At 34.3% G+C, this 18,010-nt stretch carries 17 protein-coding genes; 12 read left to right on the plus strand and 5 right to left on the minus strand.

Features of this window, described 5'->3' with window-relative positions; all coding sequences use genetic code 11:
- Positions 1–19 precede the first annotated feature (19 nt).
- The 3 genes from ACM55G_RS11140 to hemL are packed head-to-tail and all read left to right on the plus strand — an operon-like array spanning position 20 to position 3,119.
- On the plus strand, positions 20–916 hold the full coding sequence (locus ACM55G_RS11140; RefSeq protein ID WP_416844008.1) for a 1-aminocyclopropane-1-carboxylate deaminase/D-cysteine desulfhydrase: 897 nt from the start codon (positions 20–22) through the stop codon (positions 914–916).
- Positions 909–1,799, plus strand: a complete 891-nt coding sequence (locus ACM55G_RS11145) for a glucosaminidase domain-containing protein (RefSeq protein WP_416844009.1) — start codon at positions 909–911, stop codon at positions 1,797–1,799. The genes ACM55G_RS11140 and ACM55G_RS11145 overlap by 8 nt, the downstream gene beginning before the upstream one ends.
- 33 nt (positions 1,800–1,832) lie before the next feature.
- The gene (gene hemL / locus ACM55G_RS11150) at positions 1,833–3,119 is read left to right on the plus strand and encodes a glutamate-1-semialdehyde 2,1-aminomutase (protein ID WP_416844010.1); all 1,287 of its coding nucleotides are present in this window, start codon (positions 1,833–1,835) and stop codon (positions 3,117–3,119) included.
- Positions 3,120–3,162: 43 nt separating this feature from the next.
- Here hemL and ACM55G_RS11155 read toward each other — a convergent pair whose 3' ends face one another.
- Positions 3,163–3,582 (minus strand): hypothetical protein, encoded by a 420-nt coding sequence (locus ACM55G_RS11155; RefSeq protein WP_416844011.1) that lies wholly within the window; start codon positions 3,580–3,582, stop codon positions 3,163–3,165.
- 478 nt (positions 3,583–4,060) lie between these two features.
- On the opposite strand from ACM55G_RS11155, the gene ACM55G_RS11160 reads away from it, so the two are divergent.
- The 4 genes from ACM55G_RS11160 to ACM55G_RS11175 all read left to right on the plus strand — a co-directional run bounded on the left by ACM55G_RS11160 (position 4,061) and on the right by ACM55G_RS11175 (position 7,527).
- Positions 4,061–4,432, plus strand: coding sequence for a hypothetical protein (locus tag ACM55G_RS11160; protein WP_416844012.1), 372 nt, complete (start codon positions 4,061–4,063; stop codon positions 4,430–4,432).
- 114 nt (positions 4,433–4,546) lie between these two features.
- Entirely contained in the window at positions 4,547–5,344 is a 798-nt protein-coding gene (locus ACM55G_RS11165) for an MbnP family protein (protein WP_416844013.1), read from the plus strand.
- 169 nt (positions 5,345–5,513) lie between these two features.
- Positions 5,514–6,551: a cytochrome-c peroxidase gene (locus ACM55G_RS11170; RefSeq protein ID WP_416844014.1), complete on the plus strand. Its 1,038-nt coding sequence runs from the start codon at positions 5,514–5,516 to the stop codon at positions 6,549–6,551.
- A 4-nt stretch (positions 6,552–6,555) separates the two neighbouring features.
- A complete protein-coding gene (locus ACM55G_RS11175) occupies positions 6,556–7,527 on the plus strand; it encodes a transporter (RefSeq protein ID WP_416844015.1) in 972 nt (323 codons plus the stop codon).
- Between the two features lie 59 nt (positions 7,528–7,586).
- On the opposite strand, the gene lysS is transcribed toward ACM55G_RS11175, so the two are convergent.
- Positions 7,587–9,296, minus strand: a complete 1,710-nt coding sequence (lysS, locus tag ACM55G_RS11180) for a lysine--tRNA ligase (RefSeq protein ID WP_416844016.1) — start codon at positions 9,294–9,296, stop codon at positions 7,587–7,589.
- A gap of 520 nt (positions 9,297–9,816) precedes the next feature.
- Here lysS and ACM55G_RS11185 point away from each other — a divergent pair.
- The gene (locus ACM55G_RS11185; protein ID WP_416844017.1) at positions 9,817–10,974 is read left to right on the plus strand and encodes a glutathione-independent formaldehyde dehydrogenase; all 1,158 of its coding nucleotides are present in this window, start codon (positions 9,817–9,819) and stop codon (positions 10,972–10,974) included.
- Positions 10,975–11,194: 220 nt separating this feature from the next.
- Positions 11,195–11,926, plus strand: coding sequence for a lipoyl(octanoyl) transferase LipB (gene lipB / locus ACM55G_RS11190; RefSeq protein ID WP_416844018.1), 732 nt, complete (start codon positions 11,195–11,197; stop codon positions 11,924–11,926).
- Here the strand turns inward: lipB and ACM55G_RS11195 are convergent.
- Positions 11,923–12,582: a ribonuclease HII gene (locus tag ACM55G_RS11195; RefSeq protein WP_416844019.1), complete on the minus strand. Its 660-nt coding sequence runs from the start codon at positions 12,580–12,582 to the stop codon at positions 11,923–11,925. The two genes, lipB and ACM55G_RS11195, sit on opposite strands and share 4 nt — an antisense overlap.
- Positions 12,583–12,758: 176 nt before the next feature.
- Between ACM55G_RS11195 and ACM55G_RS11200 the strand changes: the two genes are divergently transcribed.
- Both ACM55G_RS11200 and ACM55G_RS11205 read left to right on the plus strand, forming a co-directional pair.
- A complete protein-coding gene (locus ACM55G_RS11200; protein ID WP_416844020.1) occupies positions 12,759–14,714 on the plus strand; it encodes a putative porin in 1,956 nt (651 codons plus the stop codon).
- A 240-nt stretch (positions 14,715–14,954) separates the two neighbouring features.
- A complete protein-coding gene (locus tag ACM55G_RS11205; RefSeq protein WP_416844021.1) occupies positions 14,955–16,316 on the plus strand; it encodes a pyridoxal-phosphate dependent enzyme in 1,362 nt (453 codons plus the stop codon).
- A gap of 231 nt (positions 16,317–16,547) precedes the next feature.
- Here ACM55G_RS11205 and ACM55G_RS11210 read toward each other — a convergent pair whose 3' ends face one another.
- Positions 16,548–16,619 carry a hypothetical protein gene (locus ACM55G_RS11210; protein WP_416844185.1) on the minus strand — a complete coding sequence of 24 codons (72 nt, stop codon included), beginning with the start codon at positions 16,617–16,619 and terminating at the stop codon, positions 16,548–16,550.
- A 425-nt stretch (positions 16,620–17,044) separates the two neighbouring features.
- The gene (locus ACM55G_RS11215; protein WP_416844022.1) at positions 17,045–17,227 is read right to left on the minus strand and encodes a transposase; all 183 of its coding nucleotides are present in this window, start codon (positions 17,225–17,227) and stop codon (positions 17,045–17,047) included.
- A gap of 298 nt (positions 17,228–17,525) precedes the next feature.
- Between ACM55G_RS11215 and ACM55G_RS11220 the strand changes: the two genes are divergently transcribed.
- Positions 17,526–18,008 carry a 3'-5' exonuclease gene (locus ACM55G_RS11220; protein ID WP_416844023.1) on the plus strand — a complete coding sequence of 161 codons (483 nt, stop codon included), beginning with the start codon at positions 17,526–17,528 and terminating at the stop codon, positions 18,006–18,008.
- The last annotated feature ends 2 nt before the right edge of the window (positions 18,009–18,010 follow it).

Raw genomic sequence — 18,010 nt, forward strand, 5'->3', positions numbered from 1 at the left:
TTGTAAAAAAAAACATAGCTTGAATCAACAGTTAACGATATTATTTCCAAACTACATTTCAGTGCATATCAAAAGGGAAGATTTGATTCATCCTTTTGTTTCAGGAAATAAGTTTAGAAAGCTTAAATATAATTTGCTTCAGGCGAAAGAAGAAAACCAGAAAACACTGCTTACTTTTGGAGGTGCTTTTTCGAATCACATTGCAGCGGTTGCTTTTGCAGGGAAAGAAAAAGGATTTAAAACTATTGGAGTTATTCGAGGGGATGAACTGGGAAGTAAAATTTCAGGAAATCCAACCTTATTGTTTGCTCAAAATTGTGGAATGCAATTGGAATTTATTTCAAGAGAAGAGTATCGCTTAAAAAACGAGATTTCATTTTTAGAAAATTTAAAACAAAAATTCGGGAGTTTTTATATTATTCCCGAAGGCGGAACTAATGTGCTGGCCGTCAAAGGCTGTAAGGAAATTTTAACACATAGAGATGCTAAATTTGATTATATTTGCTGCCCAGTAGGAACAGGAGGCACAATTTCAGGAATTATAAATAGTGTTTTACCGCATCAGAAAGTTTTAGGGTTTCCAGCTTTAAAAGGGGATTTTTTAAAAACCGAAATCCGTAATTTTGCACAAAATGAGAATTGGGAATTAATTACGGATTACCATTTTGGAGGTTACGGAAAAGTAAATAATGAATTAATCGGGTTCATTAATCAGTTTTATAAAGACAATCAAATTCCTTTGGATCCTATTTATACAGGAAAAATGGTTTTTGGCGTTATGGATTTGATACATAAGAACTATTTTCCGGCCCACTCAAAAATTTTGCTAATTCATACCGGTGGAATTCAGGGAATTCAAGGAATGAATATAAAATTAAGAAACAAACAATTACCAACAATCAATGTCAATGTTTAAAAAAATTCTACTGATTCTCACAATAATAACTTTGGTAGGTTGTAAAGCTACAAAGCCAGTTATTGTAACTACGAAAAAAGTTGCTCTAAAGCCAAAATCAGAAATGGTTACCACTGTTAAAAAATCGAATGTCCCAAAATCAGCTATTACAAAACCCGTAAAAAAAGAACAGACAACCAGTGAAACGGAAGTAATTGTTTCTACTTCAAAAACGGTAGTTACGAATGCTGTTGTGAAAGCTTATATTTCTCAATTTAAAGAAATTGCAATGGGAAATATGAAGAGTTTTGGTATTCCTGCAAGTATTATTTTAGCTCAGGGAATTTTAGAATCAGGTGCCGGAGTAGGTGATTTGGCTTTAAGTGCCAATAATCATTTTGGCATAAAATGTCATGAAGGCTGGACTGGAGAAAGTGTGCGTCATGATGATGATTCTGATCAGGAATGCTTCAGGAAATATAATAATCCATCAGAATCATTTAAAGACCACGCTATATTTCTAACTGGAAGAAGTAGATATTCTAAATTATTTGCATTAGCAAAAGGAGATTACAAGGCTTGGGCAAGAGGGCTTAGAACTGCCGGCTACGCTACAGATCCAAAATATCCGGATAAATTGATAGCTTATATTGAACGATACAATTTGCAACAATATGACCGTGAAGTTTTAGACGTAAACTATGTGTCGAATGAAAAACAATTAGTTGCAGAATTATCAATTGAAAATAAAAACTCAAAAGGTTCAGAATCCTATCAGGTTCTAAAAGGAGATACGTTGTATTCTATTTCTAAAAAATTCGAATTAAGAATTGACGAATTAAAACAAAAAAATAATCTTTCTGACAATTCTCTTTCAATTGGACAAAGACTGTTTATAAAATAATTTAAAAATAACCAAAAATTCATAATTCATTACATGTTATATAAAAGAAGCAGTCAGCTTTTTGCTGAAGCAGAAAAAGTAATTCCAGGAGGTGTGAATTCACCAGTAAGAGCTTTTAAAGCAGTAGGAGGAACTCCAATTTTTGTCAAAAGTGCCAAAGGTGCTTATTTGTATGATGAAGATGGAAACCGTTTAATCGATTATATCAATTCATGGGGGCCTATGATTTTAGGGCATGCTTTTGAACCGGTTGTACAAGCCGTGATTGAGAAAGCTAAATTGGGAACTTCTTTTGGAATGCCAACAGAATTAGAAACTCAAATTGCCGCTTTAGCTGTTTCCATGGTTCCGAATATAGACAAAATCAGATTTGTAAATTCAGGAACTGAAGCTTGTATGAGCGCAGTAAGACTGGCTCGTGGATTTACCAAAAGAGATAAAATAATTAAATTTGCAGGTTGTTATCACGGTCATTCTGATTCATTCTTGATTCAGGCCGGAAGTGGAGCCATTACTTTTGGTTCGCCAAATAGTCCGGGAGTTACTGCAGGAACTGCCAAAGATACCTTGTTGGCCCGATACAATGATTTAGAGAATGTAAAGGCTTTAATTGAAGCGAACATAAATGAAATTGCTGCAATAATCGTAGAGCCAGTTGCAGGGAATATGGGTTGTATTCCTCCAAACAAAGGTTTTTTGGAAGGATTGCGCCAATTGTGTACGGATAACGGAATTCTATTGATTTTTGATGAGGTCATGACAGGTTTTAGACTTGCCAGAGGCGGTGTTCAGGAATTATTCAATATAACTGCTGATATAGTTTGTTTTGGGAAAGTAATAGGAGGAGGTTTACCTGTTGGTGCTTTTGCCGCCCGTGAAGAAATTATGAATTATTTAGCACCATTAGGACCTGTTTATCAGGCAGGAACATTATCTGGAAATCCATTAGCAATGGCTGCTGGATTAGCGATGTTACAATCGTTAGATAGTGATCGTGCTATTTTTCAAAGATTAGAAGAAAAAACAGCGTATTTGGGTGCAGGAATTGACAAAGTTTTGAAAGCTAATAATGTTGCTTTTACAATCAATAGAATTGGATCTATGATTTCAGTACATTTTGATGCTGCCCCAGTTGTAGATTTTCAAACTGCTGCCAAAGGCGATAATGAAACTTTCAAAAAATTCTTTCATGGATTATTAGAAGAAGGAATTTATATCGCTCCATCTGCCTACGAAACATGGTTTATTACCGATGCATTAACGTACGATGATTTAGATTTTACCATTCGTTCTATAGATAAAGTGTCTAAAACTTTTTAGTTATAAAAAAACTTCCGGCTTTAACCGGAAGTTTTTTTTATTCTTATTTTCGATCGCCACCTCTTCGATCACCTCTTTTTTCTTGTTGTTTTTCTTTTTCTGTATTCCATTTTTCAAATTGTTCTACTGATAAGATGCTTTTCATTTTGTTTTTCATCGCAATTTGCTCATCCATCCTTTTGGTTCTCATGTCAAAATTATCGCCATTGTTTTTTTCCTGATTTGCTTTTCTTTCCGCTCTCATGACTTCTCTTTTGGCAGTTTGTTCAGCAATAACCTGTTTCATTTGCTCTTGCTGCTTTGCATTCAAATCAAGATCTAATGTCATTTTTTTTAACATCAATTCATTACGTTGTTCTGGAGTTAATTTTTCCATCTCAGCTCTTGCTGGTCTTTCTTTTTTGTCTTGAGCAAAACTTGTCATTCCAACAACTAATAATGCAGCAATAATTAATTTTTTCATTTGTATTGTTTTTAAGTTAGAACTATAAGACAGAGATAAACGTCAAAGGTTTAATTCTTTAACGAAAATTTATTTTAGATCCTTAGTTATAAAAAAAAGATAATAAAATTTTGTTTTTCTTACCAAGAAATCACTCAAAATTTTATGATTTTCGCTCAGAACGTATTACTTCTTATTTGGAATTCGGTTTTAAAAATCATAAAATAAAAATTTTAAAATTTTTAAAACCGAATTTTCCGTAAGTGAATTGGCATTCATTCAAAAATAATTTTATGGAAGAAATTGCTTATTATGAAGATTTATTTTCAGCAACACCTTTTTTCGAAAGCTCTGAAAAGAGATTCTAAATCAACTTAATTCCTATAAAACAGCATTGCTAGAAATTCAAATTCCAGAATTAGTTTTAGTTAATCCTAAATAGGATTGAAAAAATTTCTATTTAGATTTACTTTAAAGAATTATAATCTACCTTTGCCCCGTGAAAAAAACAGCATTTATAATAGTATTGTTTCTGTTTCTAAAGCCACTATTTCCGGTTTTAGAATATGCCGTTAATTATGAATATATTTCAAAAGTATTGTGTGTTAATAAGGCAAAACCGGTGATGCATTGTAATGGAAGGTGCCATTTGATGAAAGAATTGGCCAAAGCTCAAGAAGAAAAACAAACACCTTCTAACAAAAAAAATACAACATTTGATACCATTGATTTAATCTTGGACATCAAAAACCACCTTTCCCTATTAGTTTATAATGGTAATACCGAAACAACAATACATTCAAAATATAGTAATTTATATTCCCATCTGAATTTATATTCCATTTTTCATCCGCCCATTTTTATTTCCTAAATTTTAGTTGAAACACCTTTGCGTGTACTTTTTCATTTGACATATGTCATTTGAAACTATCTTGTGCGCACAATTATTTCAAAAACAAAAAACAAGAAATATACAATCATATAAATGAAAAATTTACGGAATAAAGCAATAGTAATTATTGCATTAAGCGCTGTATTTGCAGGCTGTACTAATAATGATGAGGTGGTCTCAGGAACAGGAAACTTAGGAGTTGAATTCGATAATTCTTTTGGGTCAAATGACTTGATTTTGAGTACGCAAGCCAATACGACTTCCAACGGGGAAGTATTAAAAATCAATACCGTCAAATACATTATTAGTAACATCGTCTTGACCAAAGAGGATGGAACTACTTTTACCTATCCCAAAAGTGAAAGCTATTTTATAGTTGATGAAGCCACGAAAGCCAGTCACTTATTGGAATTAACCAATGTTCCTGCGGCAAATTATACCGAAATAAAATTTGGAATTGGAGTTGACAAAGCGCAATGGGAATTGGGCGCAGCGGGTCAGGGAAATTTCCTGGCTACTGCTCAAGCTGCCGATATGTTGTGGAGCTGGTCTGCGGGATATAAATTCCTTGCTTTCGAAGGAAAATTTACGTCCCCAACAGTCGCTAACAGTACCTCGTTTATGGTTCATACAGGGCAAACGGGAACAAATTACAACTATACGGAGGTAACACTTGATTTGCCTACAAAAGCGATGGTGCGAACAACTATTGCTCCAGAAATTCATGTTGTGGCCGATGTGTCTAAAATTATTGACGGAACAAACAAAATCAAACTTTCGGATAATAACATGGGCGGTATGGGTGCCATGATTATGGGCGGTGCAAATTTGCCTTTAATCACAGCAAACCTTAACGGAATGTTTACTATAGCCCACGTTCATAACGATTAATTAGTACTGAATTAGAAGCTATTTCCTGCTATACACTACAAGTCCTCGCTAAAAAATATGGTTTTCTAAGCTGTAAAAAGAGCTTCTTTTGGTCGCTTTTTTCCAGCAAGAAAAACTACATTTTTCTGCTACAGGCTTTCCATTACTATCAGGGCTAAAAAACGTGAAGATGTACAAATTAATACTGTTATTTCTCTTTTTGACTTTGCTGTCCAGTTGTTCGGATCAAGATGATGTTTATATTAATAAACCGTTAGATTTTGAAGTGCCGTCTAATTTTCCGGATTTGGCTTATAATATTGCGTTAAATCCGCCAACAGAGAAAGGATTTGAACTGGGTAAGAAATTATTTTACGACGGAAGATTATCTTCGGACGGTCTTGTATCTTGTGGTTTTTGCCACATTCAGGAAAATGCATTTACACATCACGGACATACGTTCAGTCATGGCGTGGGTGATAATATAGGAACAAGAAATACGCCCCCGATTCAAAATCTAGGTTACCAAACCGCATTTATGTACGATGGAGCAACAACGCATCTGGATTTACAACCCATTATTCCATTGACAAGTGCTATTGAAATGAATGGAAATCTGACTGCAATTGTTGCCATGATGAAAGCGGATAAAACCTATCAAAAACTTTTTCAGCAAGCATTTACTGATGGAACCATAAATACAGAAAATATGCTGAAAGCACTTTCTCAATTCATGTTGATGGTCACTTCATCCAATTCTAAATTTGATAAATACCGCCGTACTGAAACGGGTGGGACTTTAACTTCGGAGGAATTAGCTGGATATGCGCTTTTTAATTCAAAATGTGCCTCGTGTCACGCCACGGATTTAATGACTGACAATTCTTATCGAAATAATGGCTTGGGAGTCAATCCGCAAATAAAGGATGTGGGAAGATTTCGAATGACGCAAGTAGCAACGGATTATTATAAATTCAAAGTGCCCAGTTTGCGAAATGTTCAAAAAACAGCGCCTTATATGCACGATGGAAGATTCGGGACATTAGAATCCGTTTTGAATCATTATGTTTCCGGAGTTGTAAATAACGCAACTTTAGACCCTATTCTAAATCAAAACGGAAATTTAGGAATTCCGCTTTCTGATATTGAAAAAACACAATTAATTGTCTTCCTAAAAACACTAACCGATAATCAATATCTCACCGATAAACGATTCTCAGAATATTAAAACCATGAAAAATAAAATTTTAATTATTGTTTTAGTTCTTTTTGTAAACCAGTTTGTTTTTGCCAAAATAGAAAAAGACAGCATTTCGAGATTTACTTTCCAGAAAATGCAAGTACTCGAAGATTTCGAAGATGATTGTGATGCGTGTGGCTGTTCAGCAAGTGGAGGTAGTATGGGATTCAGTTCTATGTTGAATAATAATTTTGTAGGCTTGCGCTATTTCAATCAAAGTTATACCAGCAGAGATGGGATTTTCGCCAACTCGCCGTGGATAGACGAAAACTTCAATACGGTCCAAATTTGGACCAAAATTCCAATTACAGAAAAAATCCAGATATCGGCATTGGTTCCGTATCATTTTCACAATAGAGAACGTTCCACTGGAACAGAAAATATTCAAGGATTGGGCGACATCTCCGTTATGGCGATGTACTCCGTATATCAAACGCATAAAGACAGCACCATTTTTACTCATAAACTGCAATTAGGCGGTGGAGTAAAAATACCAACAGGGAAATTTGACGAAGCCAACAATACCGGAAATGTTAACCAGAGTTTCCAAGTGGGAACAGGCAGTTGGGATTATCTTTTGGTTTCTGAATATGTCATAAAAAAGAAAAATTTGGGATTAAGCACCATGCTGAATTATACTTTTAAAACCGAAAACCAAAAGCAGTACCAATTTGGAAATCAATTTAATTATGGTAGTACGCTGTTTTATCTTTTTGATTTACCGGCTGTAAAACTAGTTCCACAATTGGGTTTAGCTGGAGAAGTCTATGAAACCAATAAACAATATGGAGAGAAATTACCGGATACTTCAGGTGATATCCTTTTTAGTAAATTTGGGATTGAAGCTGGAAAAGGGGACTTTTCTATCGGGGTTAATGCGATGCTTCCCATCAATCAACATTTATCCAATTCAAAAATTGAAGCGAATTACCGTTGGAGTGTTAATTTGAATTATACGTTATAAAAACAGAAAAAGGAGCTTCAATCGAAGCTCCTTTTTTATATTATATCAAACGGAATAAACTATTCAGCCAATTCCACCACTTTACTATCACCTACTAAAGCGACTTTCACTAGTCCGTGTTTTGATAAACCTTTCATGGCAGCATCCCATTTCTTTCCGCTCAAATCTGATTTTACTTTCAATAAACCCAAATCCATTTTGCTGTCATTAGTTTTCAAAAGAGCAATGATTAATTTCTCTTCGTCCAACAATTCAATTTGAACCTGTTTTTTCTCTGGTCGCATTTGCGGGAACAACAATACTTCTTGAATAGAAGCATTATTTGTCAAGAACATCATCAAACGGTCCATCCCAATTCCTAATCCAGAGGTTGGTGGCATTCCATATTCTAACGCTCTAAGGAAATCCTCATCGATAATTCCGGTAGCTTCATCATCTCCTTTTTCAGACAGTCTCATTTGCTCTTCAAAACGTTCTCTTTGGTCGATCGGGTCGTTTAATTCAGAATAAGCGTTGGCTACTTCTTTACCACAAACCATTAATTCAAAACGTTCTGTTAATTCCGGATTGTTACGGTGTTGTTTGCACAACGGAGACATTTCTTTTGGATAATCCGTGATAAATGTTGGCTGAATATAATTTCCTTCGCATTTAGCACCAAAAATTTCATCAATCAATTTTCCTTTACCCATAGTGGCATCCACGTCAATTCCCATTCCTCTTGCCGCTTCGAATAATTCGGTTTCATTTTTTCCTGAAATATCAAAACCAGTAAAATGTTTGATAGAATCCGTCATTGTAACTCTTGCATACGGCGCTTTGAAGTTCACGGTATGTTCTCCAAAAGTCGCTTCTGAAGTTCCGTTCACGCTAATGGCGCAATGCTCTAACAAGTTTTCGGTGAATTTCATCATCCAGTTGTAGTCCTTGTAGGCTACATATATTTCCATGGCAGTAAATTCAGGATTATGTGTACGGTCCATTCCTTCGTTACGGAAGTTTTTCGAAAACTCATATACCCCATCAAAACCACCAACAATCAATCTTTTTAAGTACAATTCATTCGCAATCCGCATGTACAAAGGCATATCAAGCGAATTGTGGTGCGTGATAAAAGGACGTGCTGCAGCTCCTCCAGGAATTGGTTGTAAAACGGGCGTTTCTACTTCAAGATATCCTTTATCATTAAAGAAAGAACGCATCGCATTGAATAATTTAGTTCTTTTGACAAACGTTTCTTTCACGTGATCGTTCACGGTTAAATCCACGTAACGACGACGGTATCTTTGCTCTGGATCAGCAAAAGCATCGTGTGTTTTTCCATCAGCATCCGTTTTTACAACAGGAAGTGGTTTCAAGGCTTTTGCCAAAACCGTCAATCCATAAACATGTACTGAGATTTCACCTACTTGTGTTTTGAAAACCGTTCCACGAATCCCAATAAAATCGCCAATATCCAATAGTTTTTTGAAAACTACATTGTACATTGTTTTCTCCTCATCAGTTGAAATATCATCTCTGGAAACATAGATTTGAATACGTCCTTCTGCATCTTTCAATTCTGCAAATGACGCCTTTCCCATGATACGCTTACCCATCAAACGTCCTGCTAAAACAACTTCTTTACCTTCATACTTCTCGAAATCGGCTAGGATTTCGCTGGAATAAACGGTTGTGATAAATTCGGCTGCTGGATAAGGCTCAATGCCTAAATTGCGTAATTCGGTAAGTGCTTCTCTACGTAATATTTCTTGTTCGGATAATGCCATTTTATTCTGATTTTAAGAGCGCAAAGATACTGTATAAGAAGCAAAGTAGCAAGGGTCTAATTTGTAAGTTGTGGGATTAAATTTTTTTGGTAAAAGGATTTTTTAATAAAGCAAAATTTAAGGGATTATCAATTAAATTTCGTCGTGCTATCGACTCTTTTTCCTTTTAAAGTAGAAAAAAATGCAATAAAGATGAAAAAGAAGATAAAAGATTAGGATTGCTTTCAGTAATGTGTTTGTCATGATTTTCTTTAGTCTATTATTAGTTTCGAAAATACCTTGCTGAAAGTATTTATTTTTGAAAAGTAAGGAATAATTACACCATCCCATCTCACTTTTCAAACATATTTTCAGCATTCATAAATTGCAACATTTTATTAACTATCTGAAAATTAATTATTTAAAAAAATAATTTTAACTTTAAGCTTTTTTTAAAATTCATTTGCAATTCATTTGGATTATTCAAAACTTAAAAGAAATAACAACTTCAGAACTAAGTAAACATTTAAAAAATAATATTATGAAAGCAATAGTTTATTTTGGACCTAGGGACGTTCGGGTCATGGAAATGCCGGATGCCAAAATTGAGCAACAGACGGATGTATTGGTTAAAGTAACCACTACAAATATTTGCGGATCTGATCTACATATGTATGAAGGGAGAACCGATATGGAGTCGGGTAGGATATTTGGGCACGAAAATTTGGGACGCGTAATCGAAATTGGTAAAGCGGTAACTCAAATTAAAGTTGGGGATATGGTTTGTCTTCCTTTTAATATTGGATGTGGTCACTGTCAAAATTGCGAAAGCGGCTTAACCGGTTTTTGTCTCACAATGAATCCGGGATTTGCCGGTGCTGCTTATGGTTTTGCTGGAATGGGCCCTTACAGCGGCGGACAAGCCGAATACCTGCGCGTCCCTCATGGTGATTTTAATTGTCTCAAATTACCGGAAGACGCTATTGAAAAGGAAAATGATTATGTGATGTTATCGGATATTTTTCCTACAGGATATCACGCAACCGAATTGGCTTGTGTAAAGCCAGGTGATTCAGTTGTTATTTATGGCGCAGGTCCCGTTGGACTTATGGCAGCACATTCGGCAAGCATTAAAGGTGCCAGTAAGATTATGGTGGTGGATAATCACCCTGACCGACTGAAGCTTGCTGAAGAATTGGGTGCTATTGCTATTGATTTTTCGAAAGGTTCCGCTGTAGAACAGGTCCTGGAGCTTACCAATGGTGTGGGTGCTGATAAGGGTTGTGAATGCGTAGGGTACCAATGTTGTGACAAACATGGTGCGGAGCATTCTAATATAACAATGAACGAACTCGTCCAAGCCGTAAAAGCAACTGGTTCTATTGGAGTTGTTGGAGTTTTTGTTCCAAAAGATCCGAAATCAAAAGAAGAATTACAGAAAAACGGACACATGGATTTTGACTTTGGTCAATTCTGGATGAAAGGTCAGCGAATAGCAACAGGTCAGGCAAATGTAAAAGCGTACAACCGCCAGCTTTCTAAATTAATTTCGGTTGGCAAAGCGAAACCGTCATTGATTATTTCACATGAACTTTCATTGGATGAGGCTCCTGATGCCTATAAACATTTTGATGCACGTGAAAAAGGATGGACGAAAGTAATCCTTAAACCAGAGATGGTTACGGGTAAAAAATTATAAATTGTTTAATTATTTATTGTAATCACAAATTGAAACCTAAGTCTGAATAGTTTTTTGCGCGATTCCATGGACCAATAAATGGATATTAATAATTCTTAAAATAGATTATTAATATCCATTTATTGTTCTTTTCATATGATTTGTGGTCTAATTTTCAAAATTCATATTTTAAACCTTTGTACCTTTGTACCTTAAAACCTTTGGCACCTCTAGAAAAAAAATGAACAAAATCATCCAACTTAAAGATTTAGGAAACAAAGATTACAAGGCAACTTGGGAATACCAAGAAGAATTATTCAAAGGAATTGTTGACTTGAAAATTAAAAACAGGAGAGAAGAAACTAATTTGGAAACGCCCAATTACTTTCTTTTTGTGCAACATCCTCATGTTTATACTTTGGGTAAAAGTGGTGATTTAAGCAATTTACTCTTATCCGAAAAACAACTCGAAGCCAAAGGAGCGACTTTCTACAAAATCAATCGTGGGGGTGATATTACCTATCACGGGCCAGGTCAAATTGTGGGTTATCCAATTATTGACTTAGAAAATTTCTTTACTGATATTCATAAATACTTGCGTTTTCTGGAAGAAGCTATTATTCTTTCGCTTCATGAATATGGAATTACTTGTGGAAGAAGTGAAGGCGAAACCGGTGTTTGGTTAGGCGCAGGAACTCCATTTGCTAGAAAAATTTGTGCGATGGGCGTGCGCGCTTCCCGCTGGGTAACTATGCATGGATTTGCTTTAAACGTAAATGCTGATTTAGGTTATTTTGACAATATTATTCCGTGTGGAATTAGCGGCAAGGCGGTAACTTCCTTAAATGTAGAACTTGGAGTTGAAAGAGTAAATGAAGAGGAAGTGAAAGAAAAAATCCGGAAACATTTCTCCAATCTTTTTAACGCGACTTTTGATAAATCTGAAATCGTTAATCAGCAATCAAAAATCTAAATCTCTAATTTTAATTGTTCCGGTAACAATCGAAACGTCATTCGGTGGTATTTAGTGGTCCCATATTTCCGAATTGCTTCACGATGTTCCTTGGTGGGATATCCTTTGTTTTGTTTCCAATTATACATCGGGAATTCTTCATGAATTCGGTTCATATAATCATCCCGATAGGTTTTTGCTAATACCGAAGCAGCGGCAATACTCATAAATTTAGAATCTCCTTTTACGATACTCGTATTTGGAATAGAATTAAGAATTTCAAGTTCAGAAGTAGTAAAAATTTTCCCTCCACGGTTTTTTATTCCTTTTTTATGGATAAATGGCGCATTTCCATCTACAATAATGTATTCAGGTATGGGATTGAGCTTTAAAATGCTTTCCTGCATCGCTTTTATTGACGCATTGAGAATATTGATTTCGTCAATTATCAAAGGTTCAAGATGCGTAACTGCAAATGAAATGGCCTGTTGCTCAATAAGGGGTCTTAATTTTTCTCTGATTTTTTCTGAAAGTTGCTTACTGTCGTTAAGGATTACGTTTTCGAAATCGAATGGTAATATTACAGCCGCTGCAGTAACAGGGCCTGCAAGACAGCCACGGCCTGCTTCATCGGTTCCGGATTCCAGAATAATTTTCGAAAAATTAATTGAAAGCATAGCGTCTTACTTTTGAATTAACAAAGGTTATAAAATTTTCGCTGTAAAAATCCGTTAATTTTCTATTTGTTATAACAATCCCATAAAATGCTGTGTTTTTTTATTTATATGTTTTTATAAATTATCTTTGCTTGATTAAAATTGTAAAAATAATTGCCTAATTATACCCCTTTCAAATGAGAATTCTCTTTTTTTTTATTTTTTTATCATTATCCAGTTTGCTGTTTTCTCAGGAAAAAAGTAAAAATTTAGACTCCAATAGTAAATACAACAGCTCGGATTCAATAAGTAAAAAGAAACAACCTGTCGCTACCATAGACATGTATCGGGTGATTACTTTGGATCGTGATACAACTTATATTGATACTTCACTGACCATTCAAAAAGAATACAGTCATAATTATTTAAGAAAAGATATTTTTGGACTTTTGCCTTTTCCAAATGATGGACAAACGTATAATACGTTGCAATATAGTTTAACCGATTTTTCGCCTTTACCGGAATTTGGATTCAAAGCAAAACATTTTAATTTTCTCGAAGCGAACCAAATACGATATAGCTCTGTAGCTACTCCCGTAACAGAATTATATTTTAAAACGACCCTGCAAAAAGGCCAGTCGACAGATGCGTTTATTACGTTGAATACATCTGAAAATCTTAATTTTTCTATTGCCTACAGGGGATTACGATCTGAGGGAAAATATATAAATCAATTGTCAAGTACGGGAAATTTTAGATTCACCGTAAGTTATAATACTAAAAATAAACGCTATTTTTCTAATGCACATTTTACATCTCAGGATATTCTAAATGAAGAAAATGGAGGAATTACAACAATCAGAGATTTCGAAAGTGAAGACCCTAATTACAAAAACAGACAACGACTTGAGGTCTATTTTTTAGACGCTAAATCTTTTCTGAAAGGGAAAAGAATATTCTTGGATCATATTTTTAGAATCAATTCGAATAAAGGCGCTAATAATTTATATGTAACGCATCAGTTTAATTACGAAAATAAATTTTTCGAATACAATCAGGCGACCGTTCCTTCAGTTGTGGGGGGAATGATGGTGTATAGATTTGGAGATTCTTTTAAAGACAGTGGAATCAATGACCAAACCCGTTATAATAAAATGTACAATAAGGCAGGGCTAATTTATGAGAACACTACTTTAGGGAAATTCCAGTTTTTTGTTGAGGATTTTAGATCTAATTACTATTACAACCAGATATTGATTTTTGATGATAAAACGGTTGGAAGTTCTTTAAGCCAAAACATAAATAATGTGGGAGGACAGTATGAATACCGAAAAAATAAGTGGAACGGTAAGTTTTTGTATTCAAGATCGATTACCAATCAATCCTTATCTAATTTGGATGCTAAGGTAAAATATGATTTTAATGACGAAACGGAATTGTCATTTGAATATCAAAACATCAATAAGTTACCCAATAATAATTACAACCTGAATCAAAGTAGTTATGTTCAATACAATTGGTCAAATGATTTCAAGAATGAAAAAATAAATACAGTTAACGTCAATGCCATTACCCCTTGGGTTAATGCATCGTTACAGTATTCAGTTCTAAACGATCATTTGTATTTTAATGATGTTTCAACAGCTGCTCAAATATTGGCACATACTCAAATCGTTGCTCCAACACAATACGGGAACACGATAAATTACATATCAGTTAAAGTGAGCAAAGAATTGAAATTTGGGAGTTTTGCATTAGATAACACTGTCTTGTATCAAAAAGTAGGTCAACAGGATAATGTCTTAAATGTGCCTGAAATTTTGACAAGAAATACCTTTTATTACTCTGGTTATTTTTTTAAAAAATACGCTTTGTTTTTGCAGACGGGAGTTTCACTTAACTATTTTACAAAATATTTTGCGAATGATTACAATCCGGTAATTGGTGAGTTTTTTGTTCAAAATAAAAAGCTAATTGGAAATTATCCAAACCTTGATTTCTTTATTAATGCAAAGATTCAAAGAACCAGAATTTACATAAAAGTAGAACATTTTAATTCTTCCTTATCGGGTAATAATTTCTATTCGTCACCTAACAATCCTTCTCGGGATCTTACAATCCGTTTTGGATTGGTTTGGAACTTCTTTAATTAATAAAATAGTAGCGCAATATTCACGGAAAATGTCATTTTTTTATGCTATAAATATGTCTTTACTCGCTTGACAAAAGAAAGTAAAGATGTAGCTTTAAATGAAATTTACAAAACTCTTATTTGATAAAAGTATAGCGAAGAAATAATGTATACAAAATCCAGTATTCTGTATTTTTTTGTAACAAAATATTATCTTTGTAATGCAATTTATAACAACAGAGACTCTTAAATCAATAATAAAATGCACTACGCTGAAAACATATTAGGCACAATAGGCAACACACCATTAGTCAAACTTAATAAAGTTGTTGCCGGAATAGATGCTTTGGTGCTTGCTAAAGTAGAAACTTTCAATCCGGGAAATTCTGTAAAAGACAGGATGGCCGTTAAAATGATTGAAGATGCAGAAGCAGATGGAAGACTAAAACCGGGAGGAACTATTATCGAAGGTACTTCAGGAAATACAGGAATGGGATTAGCGTTAGTAGCCATTATAAAAGGGTACAAACTTATTTGTGTGATTTCGGATAAGCAATCCAAAGAAAAAATGGATATTCTTCGTGCCGTAGGAGCAAAAGTAGTAGTTTGTCCTACCGATGTTGAACCTACCGATCCACGCTCGTATTATTCTGTTTCTAAAAGATTAGCGGAGGAAACGCCTAATTCCTGGTATGTAAACCAATATGATAATCCATCCAACTCTTTAGCCCATTACGAGCAAACTGGTCCGGAAATTTGGGAACAAACCGGTGGGAAAATTACCCATTTTGTTTCTGGGGTAGGAACGGGAGGAACAATTTCAGGAGTTGGAAAATATTTAAAAGAAAAAAATCCAAATATTAAAATTTGGGGAATTGATACCTATGGTTCCGTATTTAAAAAGTATCATGAAACAGGAATTTTTGACGAAAATGAAATCTATTCTTATATAACAGAAGGAATTGGTGAAGATATATTGCCAAAGAATGTTGACTTTTCTTTGATTGATGGTTTTACAAAAGTAACGGATAAAGATGCGGCAGTTTATACCAGAAAAATTGCACTTGAAGAAGGAATATTTGTCGGGAATTCAGCTGGTGCAGCCGTAAAAGGATTGTTGCAACTCAAAGAACATTTCAAACCGGAAGATGTGGTTGTTGTCTTGTTTCACGATTCAGGAAGTCGTTATGTAGGTAAAATGTTCAATGACGATTGGATGCGTGAAAGAGGATTTTTGGAAGAGGAAATTAAAAAAGCTGAAGATGTTATCAAAGATCATATCGATAAACCATTGATTGTTGTTCGTACCGAAGAATTAGTCTCACATGCTATAGAAAGAATGCGCAAATACAAAATTTCTCAAATTCCGGTGATTGATGTCACGGGATTTGTGGGTTCGGTTGATGAAAGTGATTTATTTCAAAGTTATGTTGCCGATAAAGATGTAGCGGATAGACCTATTAAAGAAATTATGGGAAAACCATTTCCAATCGTAAAATTAGGAACTTCAATTGAAGAAGTTTCGAAATTATTTACCAAAGAAAACGATGCGGTTTTGGTTGAATTAGAGAATGGGAATCACCATATTATTACCAAATATGATATTATTGGGTCAATAAAATAAACTTGAAAGGAATATTTTTTTCGCATACTCCTACAAGGTTTTTTTTCAACGATATGGTTTGATTTTAGGATTCTACATATCTAGACCTATTTTATTATTTTGCATAACGTGGATCTGCAAATGAAACTACACATTAAGTTAAGCTACATTTTTGTAATTAATTTGATTGTTAAATTCTTCAATAGTTGCATAATTGAAAGCAGAATGTCTCCTTTTTCTGTTGTACCAAATTTATTCAAAGTTTTCTAGTTTCATTTGTTCCTTAGAAATCAGTTTGTTTTCATAAATCAATTCAGTTTTCAAGGATTTAAAAAAGCTTTCCGCTATTGTATTGTCCTAATAATTTCCTTTGCGGCTCATACTACGGGTTGTTTTTTATAGGAATCAAGAATATTTACAAACTTTTTGCATGCATATTGAACTTCGTACTCCTAGCTGTTTGATATATTTTGATACGGTAATTGCTTCGCCTGTTCGAGCAAAGCTCCCGGGTCATGAAATTTTATAACCAATACTCCAAAGTTCTAATGTTATTCTAGGACTTCCGTATCGTTATTTGGATTCAAAATAAATCAATATTATCTTTTCTTTTATGGCAATTTTTCGTTGCTGTCTTGTAGTGATTGTTTGTGTTTTCCATTGGTAATAACTTCCACTACTCACATGTAAAACTTTGCACATTTTTTCAATCGGGAATAGTTGTTCATTGTTTTTAATGAAACTATAAATCATCGACCGCTCTTGGAAAAAATGCCGATTGCTTTTTTTAACATATTGCGCTCTAACTCTTTATCTTTAAGTCTTTTCTCCAGTTCGTGAATTTTTTCTTGTTCGGGACTTAGTTTTAAATTTCTTTTTTCAGGAAAATTTCCCACTCCAAATTCCTCGAACTCTCTACGCCATTTGTACAATAACTGTGGTGCTGTTACTCCCAGCTCTCTGGTCAGTTCTGATATGTTTTTCTTTCATAACTCTAATTGAACTTCTTTTTCTTTGAAAGCTTTGTTGTAAATTTTGCGCACTTGTTGCATAAGTTAAAATTAAGATTATTTCTTAACTTTCTGTGATGGCTAAGTTAGCATGTCCAATTATATTGTGTTAATAAAATGATAATTTAATTTTAAGCATTTAAATTTTTATAGCCATGAATTTGACTAAATTAATTCGCTAAATTTGTGGTTTTTTAGTTTTATAAAATACAAATCCAAAATGACCTTTACCGCTATAGATTTTGAAACAGCTACAGCTTTCCATCCTTGCTCCGTAGGTATTGTTACCGTAGAAAACGGAATTATTGTAGATGAGTTTGTTAGTTTAATTAAGCCGCCAAATAATCTATATTCTCCCTTTACGATTCAAGTTCACGGAATTTATCCGCGTGATACGGTGAATGCAAAATCATTTGCACAAGTATATCCTGAAATACAAAAACGTCTCCAAAATAGAGTGATTGTAGCTCATAATGAAAGCTTTGACAGAAATGTTCTGGCTAAATCAATGGCACTTTATAATTTAGATTATGCTGATTTGAATATCGCTTCTCGTTGGGAATGTACGGTAAAAATTTACAAAGCCAAAGGATTAAAACCGACCAAATTAAGTGATTGCTGCAGGGAAATGAAAATACAATTGAATCATCACGAAGCATTATCAGATGCTCGTGCTTGTGCTAAATTGTATTTATTGAAATAAAT

The organism is Flavobacterium algoriphilum, from assembly GCF_048158655.1.
GTDB lineage: Bacteria > Bacteroidota > Bacteroidia > Flavobacteriales > Flavobacteriaceae > Flavobacterium > Flavobacterium algoriphilum.